This window comes from Bradyrhizobium australiense, assembly GCF_013114825.1.
GTDB lineage: Bacteria > Pseudomonadota > Alphaproteobacteria > Rhizobiales > Xanthobacteraceae > Bradyrhizobium > Bradyrhizobium australiense.
In genome coordinates this window covers 62,766-87,671 of record NZ_JAAVLX010000012.1, presented here as the reverse complement: position 1 = coordinate 87,671, position 24,906 = coordinate 62,766, and the positions used below count along the sequence as shown (strand labels likewise).

The window sequence follows — 24,906 nt, the reverse complement described above, 5'->3', positions numbered from 1 at the left end:
CCGCGGTGCACGCGGCGCGCTGCGCGGAGACCCATGCCGCGGACCGGCGCAGCATCGGGGCGCGTCGCCGCGCCGGAGCAGGCAGCCATCCGGCGCTGCCCATGGGCCGGGCCGCAACGGCCTGCGGCGACGTGCGCGGCGTCTGCCCGATCCTGGTTCTCGTCGACCGTCTGCAGAAGGAACATCCCGCGTGAACGCGCTGTCCGAACAGATCCTTTCCGAATTGCGCCACTTGCTGAGCGAGATGAGCGATGGCGGCAGCGTCGGCCCGTCCGTCTACGACACGGCGCGAGCTCTGCAGTTTCACGGCAACGTCACCGGTCGGCAGGACGCATACGCGTGGCTCATCGCGCAGCAACAGGCCGATGGCGGATGGGGAAGCGCGGACTTCCCGCTGTTTCGCTATGCGCCCACGTGGGCGGCGTTGCTGGCATTGCAGCGTGCCGATCCTCTTCCCGGCGCTGCGGACGCAGTCCAGGCTGCAACCGGGTTCCTCCAGCGCCAGCCCGATCCCTACGCGCATGCGGTGCCCGAAGACGCGCCGATCGGCGCGGAGCTGATCCTGCCGCAGTTTTGCGGCGAGGCCGCATCTTTGCTGGGGGGCGTGGCGTTTCCGCGCCACCTGGCGCTGTTGCCGTTGCGACAAGCGTGCCTGGTCAAGCTGTCGGCGGTGGCGACGTTGCCGAGCGGCCATCCGTTGCTGCACTCCTGGGAAGCCTGGGGGACGTCGCCGACCACCGCATCTCCGGATGATGACGGCAGTATCGGCATCAGTCCGGCGGCCACTGCCGCGTGGCGTGCGCACGCCGTGACAAAAGGGAGCACGCCACAGATCGGGCGCGCCGACGCGTATCTGCAGGCGGCATCGCGGGCGACGCGTAGCGGCATCGAAGGTGTCGTTCCCAACGTCTGGCCGATCAATGTGTTCGAGCCATGCTGGTCGCTGTACACCCTGTATCTGGCCGGGCTGTTCGCGCATCCCGCGCTCGCCGAGGCGGTGCGCGTGATCGTCGCGCAGCTCGACGCCCGCCTGGGCGTGCGCGGCCTGGGCCCGGCCTTGCACTTCGCGGCCGATGCGGACGACACCGCCGTTGCGTTGTGCGTCCTGCGCCTTGCAGGCCGCGACGGGGCCTTCGATGCGTTGCGCCATTTCGAAGTCGGCGAGAAGTTCGTCACCTTCCCCGGCGAGCGCAATGCTTCGGTGTCGACCAACATTCATGCCCTGCATGCGTTGCGACTGTTGGGAAAGCCCGCTGCCGGCACCAGCGCCTACGTCGAGGCCAATCGCAACCCGAACCGTCTATGGGACAACGAAAAATGGCACGTTTCGTGGCTGTATCCCACCGCGCACGCCGTCGTTGCGCTGGCGCAAGGCAAGCCCCGGTGGCGCGACGAGCGCGCGCTGGCGGCGCTGCTGCAGGCGCAGCGCGACGACGGAGGCTGGGGCGCCGGTCGCGCGTCCACATTCGAGGAAACCGCCTATGCGCTGTTCGCGTTGCACGTGATGAACGGGAGGGAAGAGCCAACTGGGCGCCGTCGCATCGCGCAGGCGGTGGCGCGTGCGCTGGAGTGGATGCTCGCCCGCCATGCGGCGCATCGATTGCCACAGACGCCGCTGTGGATCGGCAAGGAACTGTATTGCCCCACCCGGGTCGTGCGCGTGGCCGAACTCGCCGGGTTGTGGCTGGCGCTTCGTTGGGGGCGGCGCGTCCCGGCCGAAGGAGCAGGAGCGGCGCCATGATCCAGACCGAACGCGCGCTGCAGCAGGTGCTGGAGTGGGGGCGTTCCCTGACCGGGTTCGCCGACGAGCATGCCGTGGAAGCGGTCAGGGGCGGCCAGTACATCCTGCAGCGCATCCACCCGAGCCTGCGCGACACCAGCGCCCGCACCGGCCGCGATCCGCAGGACGAAACGCTGATCGTGACGTTCTATTGCGAACTGGCGCTGCTGTTCTGGCTCGACGATTGCAACGACCTTGGCCTGATCGCGCCGGAGCAGCTCGCCGCGGTGGAGCAGGCGCTGGGGCAGGGCGTGCCGTGCGCGCTACCCGGATTCGAGGGCTGCGCTGTGCTGCGCGCTTCGCTGGCCGCGCTCGCCTACGATCGGCGCGACTATGCTCAGCTTCTCGACGATACCCGGTGCTACTGCGCGGCGCTGCGCGCCGGACACGCGCAGGCGGCAGGGGCGGAACGCTGGTCCTACGCCGAGTACCTGCACAACGGCATCGATTCGATCGCCTACGCCAACGTGTTCTGTTGCCTGTCGTTGCTGTGGGGGCTGGACATGGCGACCTTGCGCGCGCGTCCGACGTTTCGCCAGGTCCTGCGGCTCATTTCCGCGATAGGGCGCCTGCAGAACGATCTGCATGGACGCGACAAGGACAGGTCGGCCGGTGAGGCCGGCAACGCGGCGATCCTGCTGATGCAGCGCTATCCGGCTATGCCTGTGATGGACTTCCTCAACGATGAGCTGGCCGGCCATACGCGCATGCTGCACCGGGTGATGGCGGAAGAACGCTTTCCCGCGCCGTGGGGACCGTTGATCGAGGCCATGGCGGCCCTCCGCACGCAGTACTACCAGACCTCGACCGGCCGCTACCGCAGCGACGCTGCGGGGGGAGGGCAGCGTACGCCGGCCTGAACGCGCGGGAGGCGGCGGCGTGCGCGCACTGCCGTCGCCGATCCGACGCAACGCCGTCGCCCGATGCGACGGATGGAGCGAGCAGGAGCGACACCGCGCTGAGCCCGCGCAAGGACGACGATCTGGACCTCGTGCTGGATCGGCGAACGGCGCCGGCCACGGTCGCCGCCCGGCTGGGAGTATATCCGGTTCGAACACTGCGCATTGGCCAAGTTGGACCTGACGCAGATCGAATTGCGCGCCTCGGGTCCGTGGGGCGCAATGGCGAAGCGTATTGCGGCGTTTGGCGTTGGTGGCCGATAAGGTAGCTAATCCACCCGGCGCGCGTACGTACGTGCCTTTCTTGAGACCGCGAGCCGCTGAGAAAGGTCAGTCGATGACCACAGGTGTGTATGCAAGATTGCGCTTGCCAAGGTGTCCATCCTTGTGGCGCCAGCATTTGGCTGGTTGGCACACCGTCTCGCTCATAAGAACGCGTAAATGAGCCAGCAGATACCGGCCCACAGGAGCGCGTTGAGGAGGAGCGCCGCAAGCGGCCAGGGGTTCCACACCATCCGCGGCTGCAAAGTATCAGCATGTAATGCCCCATCGACCTTGCCGCCTTCAATCACTCGCGGTTTTGGTTTGCTCCAGTGCGTCAATTCGTATCCCATGCTTGCGCTGCGTTAGTCGACTAGGCACCGGCAAATCGAAGATCACCAAGTCAAGCGAACGTCGCGATCCCGATGCAAACAGGATCACGGTCGTGAACTGGTGAGGCTGATCGTCAGCCTTGTCGACTGCCAGATGCCAGCCGACCTGCGGTCCAGGTCTGGCCCTTTGAGCACCTAATCATAGTGTTCAATGATCACGTGAGCCTCAGGCCTTTTGGAGATCGATGAACCCAGCGTTGCTTCGCGGTCGGCGCTGCTCTTCAACGGCTGCGCACGTTGCGTGATCTGGTTGTAGCATTGCCGATTCGCGCCCAAGCTCACAGCTGCTTCGTGAGCAGCCGTCCGCTTCATGCTCAAGACTATTTCCTTGGTCGGTGGGGTTAAGTTGGCGGGCTACGGCCACATCAATGTCTGCCGGTCGTACAGTTACGACTAGCGTCAACGCCACATTGATCAAGATCAATCGAACGAGTCTCATTGTGAATTCCTAGGTCGGCGACCAGCGCGCCGCTCTTTAACTGCGGCAATCCTCATCTCAGCAATCGGCGTGCCACACGCCGAAGTGCTCTGCGCGTCGCTTGAAGAAGGAAAAACCGCGCGCGCGAAGCAGAATCTGTGGAATGATTTAGCGCCAGTAGTCGGATTCTCCACATCAACGTCCGCAACCGAACACGATCGGGACGACAAGATGGAGGGCAAATGACGCCGGCCGAGGCAGCAACAATGCTTTCGCATTTGGGTTCAATGAGCCCCCTAGCACCGGCCAACGTCAAGATCGTCCGTCACGGACGCGAAAGTATTTCCCTCACCAAGGCGAGCAGTTGGGTGCATCTGCAGCAGGGCTGATCGCTTCAAAGGGCAAGTGCGAACTCGAGATATGAAATTCGTTGGTATCGCAGCCAGTCCACGGGTAGAGCATGCTCTCGATAGTGGTTAATCACGTGTCGCTAATTCAATTCACGAAGAGCGCGCCCCCAAACTAAATCCCGCGGGTCGCCGAAACTATCTTGGCCTATGGCCCAAAACAGCTCACCAAGAGAGCGGAAATGTGCACGTGAAGCTATCCGCGCAAACTTCTTAGTCGCTCGTGAAGAATCCCTAAAGCCGTGATCAGAGATTCAATTTTCTGGCGAAGGCGGAATTGCAAACTTTCGCAACTCGCGGCCTCGGGAGCTCCTAAATTTTATTGAGCAGATTCTCGAATCGACGCGTGATTCCGTGATGCAGGGGAGGGGCGATGGAACCGAATAAGCCAAAGACGACTGGGGAGGGCGATCTGGTTCGCGCCGGGCTGGATCAGATCATCAACCTGAAGCGCGAGTTGGTGCAGCTCGAGGCAAGATCGATTGGGACTGGATTGATGGCGAGGTCGCGCCGCTCTACTTAACGAGGCCGGGCGGACATCGCAAGCCGCTCCCTGATCGGACTGCTGCTGCTCAAGCATCTGCGGGCTGTCTGACCAACGGGTTGTGCGATCGCTGGGCCTACGACCCCTGTTCCACAGGCGCCGCGAATGCCATTGAAGTACCGAGAAACTCACCGGCGGCACAGTCGAGCGCGCCTATGTGGTTAAGGGCTATCGCGGCCACACAACCGCCAACCCAGGACGCGTCTTCATCTCGGCCAGAGCACAGGGTCTTCGGAGTCATCGAACGCGAGCTTCGCCGCTGATCCGCTATCGAACCCGTGATCGGTAGAGAAGACCGACGGCCGCTAGTTGTCGCTTATCAGGCCCTCTTGCGCACTGCGGCGCCAACTAGCCTCGGCGCACCGGTTCGCCTGCGGTGGGCTCACCCTTTATCAGCGAGCCTGCGCCGGTCCCAATGAAACCTCAAGCGATCAGGGTGAACGCGCCAATCCAGGGATTGGCCACGTTCCTGTTGAGCCACTCTCATCCGATATCTTTCGCATGAGGAGTGTTGTCTCCGAAACCGAGGTCCGGAAATCGCGTGACGAGCGCGGTTTTCAAAAACTGGATATGCCTGATAGTGACTTCTAGCTGGTTCAACCGCCTTTCCCCTTCCGCTATTTCACTACCAAGCAAATTCTGATAATGGTTATCTTCTGGATCGCGCGTAAGATATTCATCGGAATCATTGCCCAACGTTACTGCCGACCGCGCTAACGCTTCATCGACACTCGATTTTAGGTCAGCTTGCTCGGCCATCGCGCCTTGCAGCGCGTCCTCTATCGAACGAAAAATGGACGTAGCACGGGCACGATCAGTTTCGGCATCACGACTAGTCGATCGGGCCTTGAAATAGACACCGCTGCGCGCCTTTAGCAATCGTTGAAACATCTTCTTCTCCATGCTTAGTCGAAGTGGCCGCCGAATCTTCACACCCAAATCAGCATGAATGCGAAAAGTGAGGCCCAACCGTCCGGCGCAATAGGCCAATGCTCACACAATATTTCACCGCGTCCTACCGATGATCACTGTGCTACATCTGCAAAGTCGGTGTCGTAACGAAGCCGGTTCCTCCTGGTCAGTAAAGTTCGGGATCAACGACACCGGCGTGAGTAAGTGGTGCTCGCCAGAAGCAGACCGAAAGCTTCAACAACTTTCTGTGACAGCAAAGCTTTGGGCGTAAGTCGGCCTCCCAAGCAATCCGCCGGCAAGATCGATTTGATGCCGTTACGGCGATTGGGCCAAGCTTAAGGGGTCCGGACGAGCTGAGGAGCGCCGAATTGCGCTAAGCGTCCAAGAACCAGCCGAGGCGGTTGATAGTCGCCAACGAAGGCTCTTGTGCCACGGGAGCCGTCCACACATGTGATCCAGGCTGAAGAGGATCGCTGCATAGTAAACAAGACACGGTCAGATCCGGTCTTCTCCGTCGCGACTCTAAAAGATCCCATTCGATCTACATAAAGTCATCCTCGTACGAGTACGTGGTGGGACTTGCTGCACTCCCGATATTACTGCTCTCACCGCGCGCAGCTTTGGAGAGATATAGTGGAGGTTTGTTTTTGCGCTGCCATTCACCGGCAGTGTTCTTTATCCAAATGTCGGGGTACTGGGTAGGATCAAGTACCATATTGTTCTCGTCAACCGCGACGAATCCCATCTTCGCTGCACGGGCTTTTGACTCTTGATTGGCAGCACGCCAATTGAGCAGCGGTCGTTCGCCGTCGAGTCGAAGTTGATACTCCAACAGAATATCACCTGCGTTCTCGACAAGCGGGTGAGTAAGCTGAAGATCTACAACGGATGTGATTTCGGTTCGCTCAGGAAATAGTTCGCGCCACTTTTCGCCTTCGAACTCAGTCATGCTGAATCCGCCTTCCGTTCTTAGAAGTCCGACACTTTGCTTTCCTAATTGATAGCTGAAATATCGCGCGCGCTCGCTATCGTTAGTTGTGCCGTATTTCTCGGCGACCTGAGCGATGCGCTTGGCTTTTTCGGATATGAAATCCGAGTACTCTTGTGGATTAGTGGCGATGTGCTTGATTTCATCGTCATAAAAGCGCTTCGCTTCTCTCCTAAATAAAGGCTTGTCGATCTTCACAATTGGAGGTCTGGGAACGAGGGAATATAACGGCGTTACTGCCGAAGATGAGCCAGCGTTAGAATCCGGTGCGGCAAAGCGCATCTTTGCGAACATGTCCGCGAGTCTTTGGCTGTCCGCATCAGTTTTCTCGGCTCTACTTGCTGACGGTCTCATTTCGTCACCCTCGCCAAGGGGAGCGTATTGAATATTGGACGAGCCGCTGATTCGGCTATACATGGCGTTCCGCGCTCTTATCGGATGAATGTTTCGCACTGAGTTCAGGCTGGCCAGAACCTGCGGGCTTGATAGTCAGCCAAGCTGACGACAGGCTGACGCAGGCGTCACTCGTCTGTCTCTTACGAAAGGGATCTGCCCGGCAGAAGAAGCGCTCGCGCATGATGGCGTACAAGAGAAAGCCAATATTACCACAGTGCATACGATGAATAGTTGATCAGCCCTGATCTCTGTTCGCAGGAGAGACGGCCGTGTCCCTCGAGTAACCCGAAATCGGTTGCGTCAACATACTGCCGATTTCCGGCGATGGCGGGGACATAGAGCTCCTGCCTTTCAGCTCAAAACGGACATTGTCATTTGCCGCACCCGTGTACGGTTCCGCTGTTTGGTCGCGGTTGTCGCAACATCCAATACCGGCGATATTGCGCGCCGGCCTGGCGAGGCTTGGATCAGCTCGACGCTATCGGCAAGACCGAGCGCCGCATTGGTCCAAGCGCCCAGCAACTTTGCCGCAAGAGCAGTCGCATAGTTGCCGATCTCGAAGGCATCTGGACGCCGCGCCCACAACTCCTGGAGCCATGCAGAAATCGTCCCGTAGGCGGCTAGAATCTCCGGCGAATCGCAATAAGCGTTGCTGGAAAAGCCAGCCGCCCCTCGCCGTGCAAAACGTGCACCGGGCTAGGATGATGCACCCCGTCTGTGCGTCAGCTTATCGTCAGCTCGCGCGTCTATCATGTCTACAGGCCTTCGAATGGGCCAGTACGGTGCAACTTTTGCGATAGGGAGAGCGAACCGCATGGATAGCAGAATCACTGGTTCTTCCAGTCAATTTCCAAGCGCGAGCCAGGCCGATGAATCGGAGCCATTAGCAGGCCGGAGGTTTACGGAAGCGCTTGCAGACACGGCGCCTGGTTCGTCCTCGGGGGCGACACGGCCGTACTCCCTCGTTTCCGTAGCTCCCATCGATGAGATCGACAGGAAGTCATTCAAGAAAGAGCTGAGAAATTTTTACGGTGACGACATCAAGCACATAGCCGATAATCCGCTAGAATACTCGGATTTCGTTTCCAACAAGGCTAGGCAAACAGCGATGGTCGCCAGAGCCGCATCTACCGTAAATGATTCGGACCAGGCGCGATATTTCAGCTATCAATTAGGAAAGCAGAGTGTCGGGCTTTTAAAAACCGAAGGTCGAAGTCGCATGGGAGGGGAGGCGTGGGAGCGGAACTTTCCTGGGCGAAAACACGTCTCGTCCGTTGTCGGTCTCCGGGTTACTCATCCGCTCGTTGAGAACGCAGGCGATGTTCTGCTGGAACATCAACTTGGGCTTGACGGCAAGCGGGCGTTGGTCATGTCACGTCCTGCCACTGATGAGGTTAAGCCCCGTCTAGAGCAAATGGGCTTTGTTTACGTGGGAGACAAGGAAGATGACAATGAATATGTGCTTGACCCTAGGCAGCATACGGACAAGTGGACGCTGAACGAGGAGGGGAAATGGCAGCGGGCGGATAAGCCTCGGCTATATCTCTCAAAAGCTGAGAGTAGTGATGAGGAAAGCGAAGGAAGTGTCGAGGAATATTCGGGTGAAGAATACATCGAAACGGAATCGTCGGGGGACGATGCTTCTTGGTACTTCGAACAGCTCAATTTAGGCACGGGGACTGGCTAGCAGAGGTCGCGAGGGTGTGGTTGCCTGAAACCGGACTACTCTTCATAGCGGCATGCACCGGGGCAACGGGGCGCTGCAACGGGAGCGCCCGCCATTAGCGGGTGTGCTCCCGATGCGGCGCGCGAGCGGAATAGGCTGAACCGGCGGCGGTTCGGCCTTTCCGGCAGAGCAGCCCTTTGGACTCCCTAGTCAGCTGCTCTGAGTTGCTTCTTGCGTCATCTGGCAACTCTCTGGGATTTGAACGCTCCACAAGCATGGACGTGTTGCGCGATTCTGGAAGGGCGCTTCGCTGGATGATCAATTGAGGTGTGCCTCCTCATGACCGAGCAAGGGGGCCAAGCCGAATGTCGCTGAGGGGACGCTGCTCGGAGCTCCGCTTGCCGCGCCTCATCCGCACCTCATCTTCATGGATAGCGAAATGTCTTGCCGTCGTTGCTGATCTTTGCGCTTGCCAGCATGACCATCCGACGCAAGCGCAAGGGGGCAATTGCCGACTTGTTACAGCCTACCGCCTGTGCATTGGCAGCGGCTGCTCGCTAATCCCTTCACCGGCTGTTTAGCGCTTGGATCACGAGCGATTTCCGACTTAGGCTTGGGGGAGCCTATGGCTCGTCCGCCCACTTGCCGAACCGTTCACGAGGCTCGCGGGGCCGCGCTGTGCAAAGAGAGAGAAGGCCGTATCGAGAAATTCGGCCTTCTGATCATCCGATCGTCGAATTCTGCTGCGCGAGGCTGCGTGCCCATGCCAAACGAGAAGGCCGGCATCGAAAGAGTTCCTGAATTAGGCGGCGGGATCAAGCTCCGAAACGGTCGCCTTGTGATCCAGGCGTTCAACGAGGCTCATTCCATATGCCGGCCGTGACTGTGCTGGAAGAGCAACTGCTTCCGACGGCGCGTTTGCCGTCGTCAAGGGTTCCTAGCCTCGTCGCGAGGCGAGCCGCAGCCCGCGTGTTTGCGGCAAGCTTCGAAAGGACCGGGGATGTGGTGAGCTAAAAAAGGAGGATCTGGTGCTGAAGCCAAACTCGCAAGCTGGAAAGTACCATCGTGACCTTATCCTTACGGAAACGTACGCGTTTTTCTCAATAAAGGTGACGGAGATGGCTGAAAGTTTATCCTGGCCTCACGGGGAGATCCTTTACCGGCTCGACAAAAGTCGAGCGTCCGCTTGCATGTGTTTGCCGGCATTGGGAGCGGAAGAAGAGAGATGATCTGCATCTGCGGTTTGTTCAGCAGTTTGTTCGAAACCAAATTCATCAGCGAGGCAAAGCAGGGGACGTGAGAGCACAAGTTCTAGAAAAACTCGAGGCCGGCCGCCTACGACATGGCCAATTCGCCAGCGCGCCGGGATCAGGTCCTTGCGGCCTTTTCTTTGTTCAGGGCCCTTGTGGGTGCAGACTGAGGATAGTCGGACTTGTTCGCCCAGGGTGGGAGCATGTCTCTGTCTCCACGCCGCGACGTTGTCCGAACTGGGAGGAGATGTGCTTCGTCAAAGACCTGTTTTGGGATGAAGAGGAGTGCGTGATGCAACTGCATCCGCCTCATTCGCAATACGTAAATAACAGCCGGTACTGCCTGCATCTCTGGAAGCCGACTCGTCAGGACATTCCAGTGCCACCGGTTAGCTTCGTAGGCGTCGTCGGGCTTGGACCCTCTGAAACGGCGATATTGCTTGCACAGCTTGGGGGGCTATCGTGAGAGCCGGGTTACTACAACGAATCGGCGCCTCCAACACGGGGACGCCGCCGCACGTTCCGGTACGAACGACGACTGCAATGCAGGGAAAACTCTCTTCAAGACATTTAAGAGGTTTGTTGGAGTTTGTTCGAGGAGTTTTCCAGATCTCTTCGGCTGATCAACAATGCCCGGAATTCACGCGAAACGATATCGTTGCCGTCGGGAAACTCGTCAGCTTGACGTCAGCTCGCATCCTTAGGGCGCCGATCCTTCAATCGGCGCTGAATGATAACCTTATCAGGCATCGAGAAGAGCAGCGAGTTATAGCGAGCATGTCTGGCTCTAGGGAGGACACGGCAAGTGTGGATTGGGTGCCGTTCTGGTTGCGATCGGTCTTGGATGTAGCCGCATTGTGCTGTGTGGCATGCCTTTTGATGACGACTGTTATAATGACGAGCCTTTTTGTTGGCGTACTGCTTTTGCTTCATCTGAGGCGGTGGGCTCGGACGGTGCAAATCGCAACCTCTATTGTGGAAGGTGGACCAGATCGCTTTCGAGCGAAAAGTGAGAAGCATGTCGCACCGAACCAAGAAATGCGTGACGCACACAAAGTCGACCCGGAGCCTCAGGAGAATAGGTCGAGTAGGACCCGAAGTAGTCGACTGTGCCTGAAAGCAGCAGATTGCGCCACATGCGATGCGCTCCTGTTTCGACTTGCAAGAACGGGGAAACGGGTTCGAGCCTCTGGACCGGCGAGTAGGTCAGCCGATGCCGTTGCACTGCATCAATAAGGCCTGCCGGAGGAGGGTAGCGGCTCTCAAAGAGAGAGTATACTCATCGCAGTGTGCCTCAAGACTGAGTACCGTCGAGATCAATCCAGCATACGGTCAACGAGCTGGGGCGTGGCTGCATCGCGGGTGCAGACTACACGATTGAGGATACGCATGTTCTTTACGCCAGTATCGGTAAAGAAGGGTGGCAGGAATCTCTGCTGGTTCCGCTCGATGTCGCCCGCCATTCCGGGATGATGTCGCCCGGGGTGACGAGGCCTCTTCTAGCTACGATACGGTCCCACCTTTCAGCTTTGCGAGCGGGACCTGGATGCCGACGGAGAGGTTTGCGATGCGCCACGTGCGCGATGTGATCAGATTGAAGTTGGTCGGGATGACGACCCGTGGGATTGCTCGGCGGGTGGGGACGGCGCCTTCGACGGTGCGGTTGACGATCCACCGGTTCGAGGCGGCGGGCTGACCTGGCCGTTGCCCGAAGACGTCACCGACGCGGTGCTCAAGGCCCGGCTGTTTGCACAGGCCGGCAGCGGCACCCGGCGGGGCGCCCGCGGCGCGGACGAAGCGATGCGGGGCGGCCCGCGGATGCTGGAATGCCCGCGCAACCATTGGGGACCGGCGGTGGCGATGCTCAAGGCCGTGTCCGGCTTGCCCTTCTTTTTTCCTTTCATCATGGCGACTCGGCAACACCTTCATCTGATCCGGCAAGACTGTCGTGCAGAACCTCGTGCTGTCGCAGGCCCAGCGGTTCGACGCGTCGTATGTTTTCTTCGACAAGGATTGGGGCAGCGAGAGCGCTTGGTCAACTGCGGCAGTCGGAGCGATCATTCAGGACGCTGCGGGCTTTTCTCGGTCAGAAAGATCGCGAAGGCATCGGTGAGCGGTTCGAGCGACGGTGCCACGGCACTCCATTCGGCTCGGTGCTCGACGGCGATCAGAACGCTATCAGTCTCGACGCCCGGTTCATCGGCTTCGACATGACCGATCTCTTAGATCATCCACCGTTCGCACGCCGCTCATGATGTATCTATTCCATCGCGTGGAGCGGCTAATCGATGGCCGGTACCTGATCATTGACTCGACGAGTTCTGGAAGGCGCTTGGAGACGAGGCGGTTCGGGATCCCGCAACAACAAGTTTGAGCAACTGACGGAATTGAAGAAGTAGGTTATACGTTGAGGTCGCAGCTCAAGGTCGCAGCATCAATTGGGCCAGACCAAGCATCTCTATGACAGCTTCAACAAGCACACCAACGCCAACGAAATCGGCGCGCTCTTGAACATGCCGCATTTCAAAAGGGTCTGCCCCAACAATTCTTATCGAGCGTCTTGTCGCTCGCAGGGCAGGGTGGCGGCAACTTCGTCGACGCCACCGACCATTATCTTTCGCGAACCGCGCGTATGCCAGCAACAGCGGCAATTCGTACTACCAGAGCGAACTCGACCGGTTCGCGCGACAGACCTGGCCAAGCACTCCATGGCTCAGGCGGTGTACGACACCGCCTCGCAACGAGCTCGCAGGAGCCACTGCGTGAAGAAACATGAAAGGCCGGCAAGAGGTCACGGAACTTTTCCATAACGGCTCATGACGGATATACAATTTCTGGCGGGCGCGTCGTAGCTTGGCTTTAGTCCAGCTAGATCTGCGCATCGCGCCATGCACTCCATCGTCGATGTTTTGAGTAATCGATCGAAGAGCGTGCCACCGGAAGACAGAGAAATCTGTCCCCCGCCAATAACCGTAGTCGACGCAGCACAGTATGCAAACGCATTGCTTCTGCCAGCTCTTCCGACGCCGGCGCACGGCCGCAATCCAGGGCAGGTGGAGTGATCGAATAGGAGCCGGAAGGCGAGGCGATCCGCCGGACCTAGCTACATGCGCCGAAGGTCGTCCGAGGATTTAATAGGTCGCGCCATTGAATTCAGCGCATCTCCAGCAATCGGCTCGTGTCCTCTAATAGTCGTTCGGCAACCGGCGGGCTGGTTGATCCGCGGGTGACGATGCGTGTTCATCATCAAGCAGTCGGCGAATCTCTCGTAGAGGCATCTGCTTGGCTTTGAAAATAAGCGCATCTGGATCAGCTGGGACTTGCAAATTGTCGACCAGCTGATCCACGCCAAACGGCGCGGGCTCATCATTCAGCGGTCCACGGAGTTCTCTTGGTGAGAACGGCTCGAGTGCCTCAGGATCACCTGAGACCGGCAATTGACCGGCGAATTGGTCCGCACCAAGCGGCGCGGGCGCATCATCCAACGCCGTGGCGTCGACGGCAATCTCCATTGGTCCCGTTAAGTTTGCCGTAGAATCGGAACTCTCGCAACGCGTGGGCCGCGACAGGACACCCGAAGCGGAAGCGCGCCGGACGCCAGCCGGCAGAAGTCGGCATAGCGATCGGCCATGCTCTTTCCGAGCAATTGCCGAATCGAGGCCGCTGTATTCTGCTGCTCCGGTGAAAGATCTGGTCTCTTTGCGGGCTCACCTATCTAACTCTGACGGTTAACGCCGCGAGTCCGTGCGCGGCGGGCAATGAATTCTTTCATCAACGGCAGAAAAAACGCCTTGCTGAAATGGCCGAGCGGCGGGTCCGGTTCAAGGTAGAATGACTGGCCGATGACGTCCTGATTGTATTCGTCAAGAATGATCCAAAGGCGTAGCGAAGCATCGAGACCGGCACGACGCTTTTCCATCTCGGGAATTTCGACGGCAAAACGATCGGAGGAGGGCGGTTGGCTGGTGATCGGAAACAGCACCAACGAGTCCTCACCCTTCGGCCTGGCGATCCGCACACCACAGCCATCGGGCGAGGCTTGCGGCCTTCCGTCTCCCCACGCTCAGCCTCGCGCACCCACAAAAAGGGAAATCGGATCACGCATCCGGTGCGAAGCTCGTCCCGGCTCACGTCTCGTCGCCCTCCCGCTCATAGGCGTCGATGGCCCGCTTGACGTCGTCAAACAAGTCGTCAGGCATCGTCTCGAGGCGGCCGGCGTTCCGGGTACCGGCTCTGGCCGTGAGCTTGCGGTAGTCTTCGATGCTGAGCAGCACAAGACGCGGCTTATTGCGCTGGGTAATGGTGACGGGCCGACGCAGGGCTTCAGCGATTATATCACCCGACTTCCTGGAAAGATCACTGGTTGAATATTGGGTCATCGATCGATCTCCCTCAATGCTGTAATATACAGCAATACTGTATTTCTTGCAAGGGCCTTTAGGTCGTGGCCGTTTGGGCCGGGGATCTTTTGAGCGGAAGACCTCGCCTGAAGCGAGCCGTCCGTATCATCCATCGCAGGATTGAATCGCTTGAGGTGACGTCCAATTCTACCAGGCCTTTGAAAGGGGGACGCCCGTTCCCCCGTTCGAAATGAAAACAATGCGCCGTGCCCTGTTTGATCATCGTATCCGCCAGATGCGCGCGGCCTTTGCCCCCTTTTTCCAGGAGCTGGAGGAGATCAAAAGGAGGCGGACGACTTCAGCGCAGGGTCGATGCGGGCACTGCCCAGTGGGAAGAGTATGATCAGGAAAACCGGCGCTGGACGTCACTATGGCGAAGAGTTCGCAGAGCGCCGCCTGGAGGCTGAAGCCGCGCTCCTCCTGGTTCGAAAGGCGTTCGTGATCGTAATCTACCACGTATGGGAGCGTGGTGCGCGGCGATGCGTGCCGCAGCCGAGAAAGAAGCCAAAGCATGCTGATCTGGTTGCCGCACTGACAGAGGCGTTGATTGTCATTGACAAAGCGGGCCTGGAGGAACTGAGGCTTCTGGCAACTGCCTAAAGCATAACAGCGAAGATGCGCGAAAACTTTACGTGCTTCGCCGAGATCTGTTCGAGGGTGATTTCGACCCCGACTCCATTCATCCAGCAATCGCTAAGCCCTTCGTGAATATCCGATTGGGCCGACAAGGTGATGCTGACCGGCGACAACGTGGAAACACTATTCAGTGGTTCAGAACTCTCGACCCAAATAGCCGCTCAAGGGGGAGCAATGGCCAATAAACAAAGCATTCCGAGGCGGCTTCCAAATACCGCGCGTTCAATAATCTCACACTCGATATGATCATTGCGGACAATCTGTTTTACGCCGATCCGAGCACATTCAATGATCCGTTCGACGCTCGGCCGTCGCTCAACACCAATCTTCCTGCCACAGATCTTGAGCGCGCGTTACGCCAGCTCGTCGAGCGGCGAGCCGAGATGAAAGCCGCGGCGAAGATAATCAGGTACAAAGGTCCGAAAACCCTGGATCATATCGAACGACTCAGCCGGCTCCAGGCCGATCGGGTCATTTCGGAAATCAGCTACAACGCCACCGATCCAAGATATGAAATAGATGATCCCCTTCAGTTTCTGCTCGGCAACTATCTGGAGAAGGAGCTGCTGCTGCAATACGACAGGGCATTGTATCCATGGCTCAGCGCGCGACATGCCCGTTGATGTGGAGCCACTATGGTGACCAGCGTCACGGTGTTTGCATCGGCTATTCGGTGCCGTCCGATGCGCTCGATCATCTCGATAAGGTAAAGTACGGCGCACGCGGCTTGTATCGATTCCAGCAAGATCCTGGCGATGCTCGACGGCGACAAGGACGCTCGTCGTCAGGTAGACGAGGCTGTCCAGTTGCAAAAAGCGTCAAGTTGGCGATACGAGCAGGAATGGCGTTTGATCGGGTTGCGCTGTTCCCCAGCGTCCGAGGTATCGGCCTTCGCGACCACGATTCGGACCTCCGCCTCCGCGCGCGAGCAGATCCTGGATCGCCGTCGACACGATGGCCGATGCGATAGAAGCTAGCGCCGCTATTCCCCCGTTCATCCATCAAGGAAAATACCCGCTGTACGAAATGGAAGTGCCGATTTTCGATTTAGACGATCATAGACGGCTGGCGGAGCAGAAAGATTTTAACCTAGTGAGTAAGGCCCTATCGGTACAACACTGCACGTGGGCAATAGCACGCCGGGTCTTGTTGTGTCGGTGAGTTTTGTCCTCCCACGCACCGGCCGAGACTTGTCCTACAATTTTTTCTCCGTGGCGCGGAATGGCGCTTTGAAGCCGACGGCGCCCGGGCTGACCTGGGCGCATCGCCGGGTGCAAGAGCTACGGATGCGCTGGGTTGAGCACGGTTGGGCAATTGCCAACAGGGTGACGGGCGTCAGGAAGGCAAAGAGCTTTATCGAAAGCTAGGGTCCAGACTCAATTGCCCCAATAGTCGACAATGGCGGCGAGGTGGACGGCAGCCAAGAAGTTTTTGGCAAGTTTGTCATAGCAAGTTGCGACACGCCTGAAGTCCTTGAGCCGGCAGAAACGCCGCTCGATAACATTGCGGCCTTTGTAGTGCGTTCGCTGAAGCTATGGAGGGGCACCCGTTGGATTTGTTTGGAATGACAGACTTCGCGCCGCAGCTGACGATTTCGGCGCAAAGCCGTTGCCATCGTCAAAAAGGACTAGCCCTGCCGCAATATCGGCATCTTGGCCTGGAGTGAGATGAAATGCGCAAGGTTTGCAATCAGGGTCGCTCAGCGCGTGGATTTTCGTGGTCCGGCCACCGCGCGAGTGGCCGTTCGCCTGTTCATGCTCCCGCTTTTCTGCCGCTGGCCGAGCGATGCGCTTTGATCGAGGTGGAAGATGGACAAAGTCACGCCGTTCTTGCCGCAGCCGGCGAGCGCTTCAAAGATCGCCTGCCAATATCCGCGCTTGGCGCAGCGATTGAAACGATCACAGATCGTCGCGTAAGGGCCATAGTCGGACGGGCAGTCGCGTCACCACGCGCCGCACTGAAGAATGTGAATGATGCCGCTGATAATGAGTCGATCGTCATCGCGCGCCGGGCCGGTCTGGTTCGTCGGCAGATGCGGCTGTAGCTGAGCCCACTGCTTGTCGTGGAGCCAGAACAGTCCTCGCATCGAAGTCCCCCGCACCAAACCAGCTCGGCGCGAGGGAATCAGAGTTCGTAATTAGGTGCAGACCCCAGGGCGCCGCGTGCATAAATCCTGCTTGGTGCGGCTTACTCGATATCCGCTCTTCCCGATACCGACCAAATACCGCAGCGGAGCAAATGGCGCGATCAGGTTGGCTGAGTACGAAAAGCCGCAACTGAGGCTTTGCGGCCCCTAAACGTGTTAAGGACTACGGAGAGCCAAGAACCTTCTGCTCGTGGCCATCTCGCGTGCCAATCGCAGGGTTGTCGGTCGCCCGCGGCCGCGCGAGAAACGGCCCGCTGCTGGAAGTGTCAGCTCAGCAGCTCGACGCTGCCGGTGTCGAGCCGATAAAGAGCGCCGACGACCTTCAGCTTATTCTGCTCAACTGCCGCGTTCAGAATCGGGGTTGCCGATTTCAGCTTGTTGACGTTGTCCACCACATTTTGCCGGATCGCGTTGGCGAGTGAATCCCCGCTTTGCTGCGATGACGCCTTGACCGCGGGTGCAAGTGCGGCGATGAGGGCCTGGGATGTGCCCCGGCGGCGGCTTGTCGTCTTTCAGCGACTGGATCGTAGCATCGACGGCGCCGCAGCGGTCGTGTCCGAGCACCAGGATCAGCGGCGTATTTAGTACCGCAGCGGCATATTCCATGCTCGCGACCGTGTCATCGTTGGCGAAATTGCCTGCAACGCGGCAGACGAACAGATCGCCAAGTCCACTGTCGAATGCAAATTCGGGCGCAATACGCGAATCGGCACAGCTCAGGATCGCGGCATGTGGATTTTGTCCACCGATCAAGACTTCGCGTTCGTGCTTAAAACCGTGGCACCGCGACGCGCCCTCGACATAGCGCGCATTGCCTTCCATGAGTCGCTTCAGTGAAGCATCCGGCGAGAGCACGTTGTCGGGCTTGGGTGGTGCTTTCGCCTCCTTCGCGTCAGCAATCCTGTCGCCAAGCAGCACGCCAACAGCCGAAGCAGCGAACAACATTAGGGAACGCCGAGACGGCGCGAGCAGGTGAGGTAGATTCGAAGAGCAGTTTTCACACATATTTTTCCTAGCCTGTGCGGTTTACAACGTCTTCGTCAAGAGCGCTTGAAATGTGGTTGTAAGATGTATGGATTACGTGAAAACGTCACGCGTGGCGAGCGGTTAGGTGGGCTTGATGCCCGCACTGGACAGATGAACGCTCAATGGCATCGGCCCCCCGTGTTTGCGCAAGAAACGCGCCGCCAGCAGATTGCTTCGAGGCGCCATTCAATTGCCTCCATGGCGCAATGGAAGTCATATCGAGCAGTTGAGGCGTCTGCCTTGGGTGTGCGCCGTGAAAAGGCGGCGCTTTTTCAGTGGGTGCAAGCCCCACCCGGCAACCGCTCCAGCCGGAAGCAACCGGAGCAGTCATGGAGGTAACGAAGTGGCTGAAGCCTCTGGTTAGCGTGTCACGATATACGGTGACAGCGCGAGTGTGCAGGCCGTAACGCGAGTAAACGCCGAGCAAGCCTCGAAAAGGACGATGCGCAGGCCGACCCGACAACCCTTTCGGGGAAGGCTGATACGGCTGGGTGAATGAGCGAAGCAGTACGCCCAGCCGCTGCGCCGGGGTAGTGGCGACAGCATGTACACAAGGAAAGCGTACGCAACACGGGAGACCCCAGGACGTGGCAGGGATGACCAACCGGATGCCCGTGAGGGACAGGCCGGGCGCCCTGGGGAGGCGGAGAGGTTCGCAGTACTGCTGAAGCCGGGTAATGCCGGTGGAGGGAAGGGACCTCAGTTCAAGACGAACGCAATACGTAGTGAGGGACCTGGAGATTGGGTAGCCTATCAACTCCGAAGAGTGTTCAGAAACTGCAGACGGCGTTGCACGCGAAAGCGAAGGCAGAAGCCGGCTATCGCTTCTATGCCTTGTACGACAAGATCAGCCGTGAGGACATCCTGGCCCATGCCTATGCCCAGTGCCGCTCCAACAAGGGCGCACCGGGTGTGGACGGTCAGGATTTTGCGGACATCGACGCGTATGGGGTGCAGCGGTGGCTTGGCGAACTGGCGCTTGCGCTCAGGCAGGAGACTTACCGACCGGACCCCATCAGAAGAGTGTTCATACCGAAGGCCAATGGCAAACTCAGGCCGTTGGGCATCTCGACCCTGCGTGATCGGGTCTGCATGACAGCAGCGATGCTGGTGCTGGAACCGATCTTTGAAGCCGACCTTCCACCAGAGCAGTACGCCTACCGTCCCGGGCGCAATGCCCAACAGGCGGTGGTTGAGGTGGAAGCGCGGCTGTTCCGTGGCCACCCGGAAGTCGTTGACGCTGACCTCGCGGACTACTTCGGGAGCATTCCGCATGCCGAACTTCTAAAGTCGGTAGCGCGCCGGATTGTTGATCGGCGCGTGCTGCATCTGCTCAAGATGTGGCTGGAATGTCCCGTGGAAGAAACCGACGATCGAGGAAGGAAGACGCGCACGACCGAGGCCCGGGACAACCGGCGCGGCATTCCGCAAGGTTCACCCGTCTCACCATTGCTGGCGAATCTCTACATGCGCCGGTTCGTGTTGGGATGGAAGATGCTCGGGCTGGAGCAAAGCCTCGGCTCTCGCATCGTGACCTACGCCGACGACCTTGTGATCTTGTGCCGGAGAGGCAAAGCCGAAGAAGCTTTGCAGCAACTGCGCGAGATCATGAGAAAGCTGAAGCTCACGGTCAACGAGGAGAAAACACGAATCTGCAAAGTACCGGAAGGAGAGTTCGACTTCTTGGGCTACACGTTCGGGCGAATGTATTCTGCGAGAACCGGCCAGGCGCGCCTGGGATATCGGCCATCGAAGAAGAGCATTGAGCGCATGGTCGAGAATGTCCATGAGCTGACCGTCCGATCGGGGACCTGGCAAGAGACCACAAAGCTGGTAGGCACGTTGAATCGCACGCCGCGCGGATGGGCGAACTACTTCCAAGTAGGCACCGTCAATAAGGCGTACCGGGCGATCGACAACTACACCGCTGTGCGGTTGCGCCGGTGGTTGCAGTTCAAGCACAAAACCAGGCGACGCAAGGGCGGGACTTATCCACTCTCGCATCTTTACGGGCACTTTGGGCTCGTACGCCTGAGCCGGCTTGGACACGACGTGCCGTGGGTGAAGGCGTGAAGTTTTGTCCGAGAGCCGGATGCGAGAGATTCGCCCGTCCGGTTCGATGAGCGGGATGTGGAAACGGAGCCACGGTTGAACCACTAAGGCACCGCCAGACGAAAGAGGCGGAAACAGATATGTTCAACCTACAGCCACCGCGCCACATTCCGACTCTACCATTCTCGACCGGGTCGAGGCAGCACAAAGGCCGGCCATATCCGTTATACCACAAAGCGGAAGTGAATTCGGAGTATTGGCGCCACCGCGACGGGCCGTTGTGGATTGATCGCACCGCCGTGACTCCCGAACCGGAGTCCCGAACCATGCGCGACGAACTCAGTGACTGACCATGGGACACTATAAAGAAATCCGCGTCGCGCGGATCGCGAAGAAGGATGCCGACGCGTCGCTGATCACGCGGTTGCATTACAGCAAGACGGTCGACAATTCATTCCTCGCGCTCGGCGTCTTTATGCGCGGGCCGGCTCGAAGGCGCGATGGCATTCGGCCCGTCGATCGATAAAAGCCACATCCAAGGGCTGGTGCGCGATACGCCATTGGAATGGATTTCTCGAGTTGAACCGGCTGGTGTTCTTGGAAGCATTGCCGCGCAATAGCGGAAGCCGCGCGCCGGTCCGGTCCCCTTCTCTTAGCCAAGGTGATAGCCAGCTCGGCACCAAGCGCCTCAATCAGCGTCTTGTTCAGCTATTTGAAAAGCCCGTCCGCACCTGTGAGGTCTTTAGGCTTTTCATTGTTAGCAAGCAGTGATCCAGTAGTTCAGGTGTAAACGTCGTGTCGGTCGTCATGTGAGTCTAGTCGCTGAGGTAAATTCACAGAAACCTGCTTACACAGACTTTCTGATACCCTCTTGAGCCGGCATCAATTCGGACGAAAGCAGGAGATCAAGCAGTCTTCGTTAGCCGACTGACCTTGGCAACTCACTCGCTCGACTTCGACCAACGATTCCTTCAGCATGAGAATGCAAGTCTCAGCCCCGGCGGCATGGCCCCAGCGCCTGCAGTTGGTATCTCGGGCTGACCCAAAAACCAGCTGTCCATCTGGCGTCAGCATCTGCACCAACTTGCGGATAGTCGCGCGCATTTCGGCCACCCCTCCAAGGTAGTAGAGGACTTCGGCCAGTACGATCAAATCAAACCGCTCGACGGTCGAAAACTGCTGAACGTCCGAAGCTATCCAGGTTATGTGCGACCACCGTTTCGTCCGCAGGCGAGCTCGGGCAATCGCTTGCGGCATAACGTCGATGACTGTGAGCCGTTTGCAATGAGGTGCTAGTATTTCCGTAAATGCGCCGGCCGCGCACCCGACCTCAAGGGCATGGGAAATCACCCCTTGCGAGCGCGATAGCCGGAGCATTTGCGAGTAACGCTCGCGTTCGAATGGGTTACCGTCGAGCCGCCACGGATCGTTGGCGGCTAGTTCCTGCTCTAGGGATTGATGTCTGCTGTCCGAACTCATGAGTCGCCTACCTACTGAGAATGCACGATCGGATGCCCGTGCCGATGCTGTCAAACGGGACCAGCCTCGAAGAACTGCGCGAAAGGTCCGTCTCCCTGGGTCTACGAGGATTGAAGAGCCTCCAGTCCAGCTTTTCGCAGACCTCAGAGCACACCTCTTCAGTCCCAATCCAGTACGGCGCATACAAGGACGCAGCTGGGCAATCATCCGTTCGTGCTTGCGCATCGTCCAGCAACTGTGTTGAAACCAACAAGTCGTTTCACACGCATTTTCCTGCTTGATGCGCGAGTTAATCGGCGTCTGACTATGGGGATTGCGACAAAATTGGCAAATCTATTGTTTTGATGGGACGTATCCATTCCGAGAATTGGTCCGCGAAGAACGCGTTCGCGTTAAGCGCATGATGGCCGGCCGCCTGACGTAGCAGCACATGCTGAAAAGCCTCACGAGGTTCGTCCTGTGAAGTTCCTCGCCGGGCATCGAATGCCTCGAAAGCTCACGTCAGACGCAGAGCTGGACGCGCTCGAACACTGCTCGCGGCGAACGGGATCGAGCCGATGCCACTGCTTGATGAAGGCAAGCGGCGGCTCCTCGATGATCGCGTCAGTTAACCGCTCGACACGATCCGATATTGGGTAGCCTGAAACGGAGGCGCCCATCAAACGTGACTAGAGCTAGGTTCAGAATGCTCAAGAGGAATCCGAGTCGTGCAGCGTTCCGGCTGGTACCCGTCCAGAATTAGGTGTGGCACAACTTATTGGAAGAGGCGAGGTGATTAAGTCAATTCGTCAGAATTCTGACGTTCGATTGACGACACGAGCCGGGTGCCCCATGACGACAACTGCAGGTGATCAGAAGACAAGCGCAAATCCGATGCGTCGTCACGTGCCGTGCCTCGATGGACCCGGAAAGCTATGCGAACTGTCGATGCAGCGCTTCGTTGGCAGTCTGGAGCGCTCCATGCCGCTTGTAAGTTGGGCGTCGAGCATCAGAGCGACCGCCGCAATACGACTTGATGTGCAAAGCGAATTATTTCATGCTAGACACTATGTCGATCGGGCGCTCGTCTTTCCGTCACAATAACTCCAGCTTGCTGAGCTATCGGCGTGGCTGGGTGGACGAGGCCGTGGCTGCGATCGAGGCCGAGCAGTGCCGCACTGCCGACACGCATCTAATTCGGCTGATCGTGCCGGCTCTCGCCGGCATCGACATCTATTTGAAGGACGAGTCAACCCATCCGACCGGCAGCCTGAAGCACCGATTGGCTCGCTCGCTGTTCCTCTACGCGCTCTGCAACGGACAGATTCACGAGGGCACGCCAGTCGTCGAGGCCTCGTCGGGGTCCACGGCCGTGTCAGAGGCCTATTTCGCTCAGATGATCGGCGTACCCTTCTATGCGGTTATGCCGCGGACGACGTCGGCCGAGAAGATCGCTGCGATCGAGCATTATGGCGGCAAGTGCCATCTGATCGACGACGGCCGCGCGCTCTATTCCGAGGCAGCGGCGCTCGCCACCCGTCTCAACGGGCATTACATGGACCAGTTCACTTTCGCGGAGCGGGCGACGGATTGGCGCGGCAACAACAACATCGTCGAGTCGATCTTCACCCAGTTGAAGGGCGAGCCGCGCCCTGTGCCGGACTGGATCGTGATGGGCGCCGGCACCGGCGGCACCTCGGCGACCATCGGCCGTTATTTGCGATATCGTCAGCTTCCAACGCAGCTCTGCATTGCCGATGTCGAGCATTCCGCCTTCTTCGACTGCTTCCGCTATCAGGACCGCTCGCGAACTTGCGAGCGTCCTTCGCTGATCGAAGGCGTCGGCAGGCCGCGCTGTGAGCCATCCTTCGTTCCGACCGTGGTCGACCGCATGATGAAGATCCCGGATGTTGCGACGATCGCCGCTATGAACGTGCTGTCGCGTCGCCTGCGCCGGCCGGTCGGCGGCTCTACCGGCACCAACTTCTTGGCACTGTGCCGGCTGGCTTCGGAGATGTGCAGCGCCGGCCAAGCGGGATCGCTGGTGACGCTGATCTGCGATTCCGGCGAGCGCTATCGGCAGACCTATTACAAGCCGGAGTGGCTAAAGGCGCGGGACATCGATCCTACGCCCTATGAGGCCGAGTTGATACTCTTCCTAGAAGCCGGGCATCTGCCCGGCTTCCCGATCGCAGACGTGACGAATCCGTTGAATGCCCGAGGTGCAGCAGGACCACGCTGATCGAAATTTACGCCTCGTCTGCACGGCGTCAGAGTTTTCAATTCGCATCGGTTTGCTAGGCGAGTGCCTGTTGTTTAGTGACCAATCAAGTGTGGCGAATCCGACAAAATTCTAACAAAGGCCTCCACTTTGGTGAGTGACGCTCTATAGCTGAGCTAAATGTGCATCTCGTAATTCTTGCGCGCATTTGTTGCAAATGTGAAGCGACGAATAACGCTCTCGCAAGTCGTTGAATTTACGAGCTCTCAAAATTCTTCCTTGCACCAACTGGTTTGACACGTGCATTCGCGGGGTGATCGTCTGGGCTATTATCGCGGAACTCGCTTTCCATGACCCGTTAGAAATTGGGCAGGGGGATTTCGTACAAGACCCGCGATGCATCTTGGGCTTCGCACCTGCGCTTGGACCCGCACTCAGGAGGCGATCGAGCGTTGATAACGGGGCTCTACGAAAATGTGCGTCAAGGCCATTTAGGAGCATGATGGACGAAAGTGTATCAGTGTTGATGCTTCAAGGATGCCCGTCCATTTAACGACAACTATCAGACGAGTTTCCTTTCGGCGCCGTCGACGCACATCTCAACTTCAGGCCGAGATCCATCACACCCACCTCAGCGGCCGACCGGAGACAATATTTGGGCCAAGCAAGCATTGGCCGCACCTAGAATGAAACAACTGTATCGATTCCTTGGGTTTGTTTCTTTCTCGACGCCGCAGTCCGAAAGTTCAGAGACGAAGAGGAAAGCCGGTGAGTTAATCGTCGACTTCATCCATTGGATGAATGAACCGAGTTACGACGGAGATCATGGGGTCGGCATCGCGGCGGCCCTGGGGAGCTTGCCGAGGTTGCTTGGCGCGAGAAGGTGGGGCGCGCCATCCGCTTCGAACAACGGCACCATCCGACTGAGGGCGATAGATATGCGGCTTTCGCTGTTGGCACGTGTTTTGAATGTCGGACCCTACCCAGAACAGCTCAATGGGAGACGAGGTGATACGTTACAAGATCGTGTGAAGGATCGTTAGTCATCTGCGAT

General features: G+C 58.6%; 21 protein-coding genes and 4 pseudogenes. 15 read left to right on the top strand and 10 right to left on the bottom strand.

The window, feature by feature from the left end:
* The first annotated feature begins 190 nt into the window (after positions 1-190).
* From HCN58_RS30630 to HCN58_RS30620, 3 genes and pseudogenes are all read left to right on the top strand, one after another.
* Positions 191-1,741, top strand: coding sequence for a hypothetical protein (locus HCN58_RS30630; protein WP_171583071.1), 1,551 nt, complete (start codon positions 191-193; stop codon positions 1,739-1,741).
* On the top strand, positions 1,738-2,640 hold the full coding sequence (locus HCN58_RS30625) for a terpene synthase family protein (RefSeq protein WP_171583070.1): 903 nt from the start codon (positions 1,738-1,740) through the stop codon (positions 2,638-2,640). Before HCN58_RS30630 ends, HCN58_RS30625 begins: the two co-directional genes overlap by 4 nt.
* A 28-nt stretch (positions 2,641-2,668) precedes the next feature.
* A pseudogene (locus tag HCN58_RS30620) lies at positions 2,669-2,886 on the top strand (type 2 isopentenyl-diphosphate Delta-isomerase); the annotation flags it as partial.
* A 218-nt stretch (positions 2,887-3,104) separates the two neighbouring features.
* On the opposite strand, the gene HCN58_RS30615 reads toward HCN58_RS30620, so the two are convergent.
* Positions 3,105-3,293 (bottom strand): hypothetical protein, encoded by a 189-nt coding sequence (locus HCN58_RS30615; protein WP_171583069.1) that lies wholly within the window; start codon positions 3,291-3,293, stop codon positions 3,105-3,107.
* Between the two features lie 174 nt (positions 3,294-3,467).
* The gene (locus tag HCN58_RS30610; RefSeq protein WP_171583068.1) at positions 3,468-3,650 is read right to left on the bottom strand and encodes a hypothetical protein; all 183 of its coding nucleotides are present in this window, start codon (positions 3,648-3,650) and stop codon (positions 3,468-3,470) included.
* 342 nt (positions 3,651-3,992) lie between these two features.
* Between HCN58_RS30610 and HCN58_RS30605 the strand changes: the two genes are divergently transcribed.
* Both HCN58_RS30605 and HCN58_RS36285 read left to right on the top strand, forming a co-directional pair.
* The gene (locus tag HCN58_RS30605; protein WP_171583067.1) at positions 3,993-4,139 is read left to right on the top strand and encodes a hypothetical protein; all 147 of its coding nucleotides are present in this window, start codon (positions 3,993-3,995) and stop codon (positions 4,137-4,139) included.
* A gap of 391 nt (positions 4,140-4,530) precedes the next feature.
* Positions 4,531-4,787, top strand: a pseudogene (locus tag HCN58_RS36285) (transposase); the annotation flags it as partial.
* 397 nt (positions 4,788-5,184) lie between these two features.
* Here HCN58_RS36285 and HCN58_RS30600 read toward each other — a convergent pair.
* Both HCN58_RS30600 and HCN58_RS30595 read right to left on the bottom strand, forming a co-directional pair.
* Positions 5,185-5,604: a hypothetical protein gene (locus HCN58_RS30600; protein ID WP_235984033.1), complete on the bottom strand. Its 420-nt coding sequence runs from the start codon at positions 5,602-5,604 to the stop codon at positions 5,185-5,187.
* 550 nt (positions 5,605-6,154) lie between these two features.
* Positions 6,155-7,018 carry a sister chromatid cohesion protein DCC1 gene (locus HCN58_RS30595; RefSeq protein WP_283814656.1) on the bottom strand — a complete coding sequence of 288 codons (864 nt, stop codon included), beginning with the start codon at positions 7,016-7,018 and terminating at the stop codon, positions 6,155-6,157.
* Between the two features lie 793 nt (positions 7,019-7,811).
* On the opposite strand from HCN58_RS30595, the gene HCN58_RS30590 reads away from it, so the two are divergent.
* From HCN58_RS30590 to HCN58_RS37560, 5 genes are all read left to right on the top strand, one after another.
* Entirely contained in the window at positions 7,812-8,684 is an 873-nt protein-coding gene (locus tag HCN58_RS30590) for a host specificity protein (protein WP_210266233.1), read from the top strand.
* A 1,275-nt stretch (positions 8,685-9,959) separates the two neighbouring features.
* Positions 9,960-10,379: a DUF7694 domain-containing protein gene (locus HCN58_RS37840; protein WP_446471651.1), complete on the top strand. Its 420-nt coding sequence runs from the start codon at positions 9,960-9,962 to the stop codon at positions 10,377-10,379.
* 1,080 nt (positions 10,380-11,459) lie between these two features.
* A complete protein-coding gene (locus HCN58_RS37240; RefSeq protein ID WP_311966908.1) occupies positions 11,460-11,609 on the top strand; it encodes a helix-turn-helix domain-containing protein in 150 nt (49 codons plus the stop codon).
* Positions 11,610-11,739: 130 nt separating this feature from the next.
* Positions 11,740-12,168 (top strand): hypothetical protein, encoded by a 429-nt coding sequence (locus HCN58_RS36275; protein WP_235984032.1) that lies wholly within the window; start codon positions 11,740-11,742, stop codon positions 12,166-12,168.
* A 183-nt stretch (positions 12,169-12,351) separates the two neighbouring features.
* Entirely contained in the window at positions 12,352-12,723 is a 372-nt protein-coding gene (locus HCN58_RS37560) for a hypothetical protein (protein WP_171583066.1), read from the top strand.
* 375 nt (positions 12,724-13,098) lie between these two features.
* Here the strand turns inward: HCN58_RS37560 and HCN58_RS30575 are convergent, their stop codons facing one another.
* The 3 genes from HCN58_RS30575 to HCN58_RS30565 form a co-directional block, all read right to left on the bottom strand.
* A complete protein-coding gene (locus tag HCN58_RS30575) occupies positions 13,099-13,425 on the bottom strand; it encodes a hypothetical protein (protein ID WP_171583065.1) in 327 nt (108 codons plus the stop codon).
* Positions 13,426-13,628: 203 nt separating this feature from the next.
* Positions 13,629-13,895 (bottom strand): hypothetical protein, encoded by a 267-nt coding sequence (locus HCN58_RS30570; protein WP_311966907.1) that lies wholly within the window; start codon positions 13,893-13,895, stop codon positions 13,629-13,631.
* Between the two features lie 145 nt (positions 13,896-14,040).
* Positions 14,041-14,292 (bottom strand): type II toxin-antitoxin system Phd/YefM family antitoxin, encoded by a 252-nt coding sequence (locus HCN58_RS30565; RefSeq protein WP_171583064.1) that lies wholly within the window; start codon positions 14,290-14,292, stop codon positions 14,041-14,043.
* Positions 14,293-14,652: 360 nt separating this feature from the next.
* Here HCN58_RS30565 and HCN58_RS30560 point away from each other — a divergent pair, with 360 nt between their 5' ends.
* Together HCN58_RS30560 and HCN58_RS30555 are read left to right on the top strand one after the other, a co-directional pair.
* Complete coding sequence (locus HCN58_RS30560) at positions 14,653-14,913, top strand: hypothetical protein (RefSeq protein WP_171583063.1); 261 nt, start codon at positions 14,653-14,655, stop codon at positions 14,911-14,913.
* Between the two features lie 278 nt (positions 14,914-15,191).
* A complete protein-coding gene (locus HCN58_RS30555; protein WP_171583062.1) occupies positions 15,192-15,572 on the top strand; it encodes a hypothetical protein in 381 nt (126 codons plus the stop codon).
* 753 nt (positions 15,573-16,325) lie between these two features.
* On the opposite strand, the pseudogene HCN58_RS30550 reads toward HCN58_RS30555, so the two are convergent.
* Together HCN58_RS30550 and HCN58_RS30545 are read right to left on the bottom strand one after the other, a co-directional pair.
* Positions 16,326-17,035: pseudogene (locus HCN58_RS30550) on the bottom strand (IS5 family transposase).
* A gap of 326 nt (positions 17,036-17,361) precedes the next feature.
* Positions 17,362-18,100, bottom strand: a pseudogene (locus tag HCN58_RS30545) (carbonic anhydrase).
* 810 nt (positions 18,101-18,910) lie between these two features.
* Here HCN58_RS30545 and ltrA point away from each other — a divergent pair.
* Both ltrA and HCN58_RS30535 read left to right on the top strand, forming a co-directional pair.
* Positions 18,911-20,194 carry a group II intron reverse transcriptase/maturase gene (gene ltrA / locus HCN58_RS30540; protein ID WP_235984030.1) on the top strand — a complete coding sequence of 428 codons (1,284 nt, stop codon included), beginning with the start codon at positions 18,911-18,913 and terminating at the stop codon, positions 20,192-20,194.
* Positions 20,195-20,525: 331 nt separating this feature from the next.
* The gene (locus tag HCN58_RS30535; protein WP_171583060.1) at positions 20,526-20,699 is read left to right on the top strand and encodes a hypothetical protein; all 174 of its coding nucleotides are present in this window, start codon (positions 20,526-20,528) and stop codon (positions 20,697-20,699) included.
* A gap of 356 nt (positions 20,700-21,055) precedes the next feature.
* On the opposite strand, the gene nodS is transcribed toward HCN58_RS30535, so the two are convergent.
* Positions 21,056-21,652 carry a nodulation methyltransferase NodS gene (gene nodS / locus HCN58_RS30530; RefSeq protein WP_171583059.1) on the bottom strand — a complete coding sequence of 199 codons (597 nt, stop codon included), beginning with the start codon at positions 21,650-21,652 and terminating at the stop codon, positions 21,056-21,058.
* A 1,036-nt stretch (positions 21,653-22,688) separates the two neighbouring features.
* Here nodS and HCN58_RS30525 point away from each other — a divergent pair.
* Positions 22,689-23,873 (top strand): PLP-dependent cysteine synthase family protein, encoded by a 1,185-nt coding sequence (locus HCN58_RS30525; protein ID WP_376701237.1) that lies wholly within the window; start codon positions 22,689-22,691, stop codon positions 23,871-23,873.
* Positions 23,874-24,906 lie beyond the last annotated feature (1,033 nt).

Bases quoted from the DNA above. Each gene is read 5' to 3' on its own strand.
- HCN58_RS30625 (WP_171583070.1), top strand. From the start codon at position 1,738: ATGATCCAGACCGAACGCGCGCTGCAGCAGGTGCTGGAGTGGGGGCGT.
- HCN58_RS30615 (WP_171583069.1), bottom strand. From the start codon at position 3,293: ATGGGATACGAATTGACGCACTGGAGCAAACCAAAACCGCGAGTGATT.
- HCN58_RS30605 (WP_171583067.1), top strand. From the start codon at position 3,993: ATGACGCCGGCCGAGGCAGCAACAATGCTTTCGCATTTGGGTTCAATG.
- HCN58_RS30600 (WP_235984033.1), bottom strand. From the start codon at position 5,604: ATGGAGAAGAAGATGTTTCAACGATTGCTAAAGGCGCGCAGCGGTGTC.
- HCN58_RS30595 (WP_283814656.1), bottom strand. From the start codon at position 7,018: ATGTATAGCCGAATCAGCGGCTCGTCCAATATTCAATACGCTCCCCTT.
- HCN58_RS30590 (WP_210266233.1), top strand. From the start codon at position 7,812: ATGGATAGCAGAATCACTGGTTCTTCCAGTCAATTTCCAAGCGCGAGC.
- HCN58_RS37240 (WP_311966908.1), top strand. From the start codon at position 11,460: ATGCCGACGGAGAGGTTTGCGATGCGCCACGTGCGCGATGTGATCAGA.
- HCN58_RS36275 (WP_235984032.1), top strand. From the start codon at position 11,740: ATGCCCGCGCAACCATTGGGGACCGGCGGTGGCGATGCTCAAGGCCGT.
- HCN58_RS30575 (WP_171583065.1), bottom strand. From the start codon at position 13,425: ATGGAGATTGCCGTCGACGCCACGGCGTTGGATGATGCGCCCGCGCCG.
- HCN58_RS30565 (WP_171583064.1), bottom strand. From the start codon at position 14,292: ATGACCCAATATTCAACCAGTGATCTTTCCAGGAAGTCGGGTGATATA.
- HCN58_RS30560 (WP_171583063.1), top strand. From the start codon at position 14,653: ATGATCAGGAAAACCGGCGCTGGACGTCACTATGGCGAAGAGTTCGCA.
- HCN58_RS30555 (WP_171583062.1), top strand. From the start codon at position 15,192: ATGATCATTGCGGACAATCTGTTTTACGCCGATCCGAGCACATTCAAT.
- HCN58_RS30535 (WP_171583060.1), top strand. From the start codon at position 20,526: ATGGGACACTATAAAGAAATCCGCGTCGCGCGGATCGCGAAGAAGGAT.
- nodS (WP_171583059.1), bottom strand. From the start codon at position 21,652: ATGAGTTCGGACAGCAGACATCAATCCCTAGAGCAGGAACTAGCCGCC.
- HCN58_RS30525 (WP_376701237.1), top strand. From the start codon at position 22,689: ATGCTAGACACTATGTCGATCGGGCGCTCGTCTTTCCGTCACAATAAC.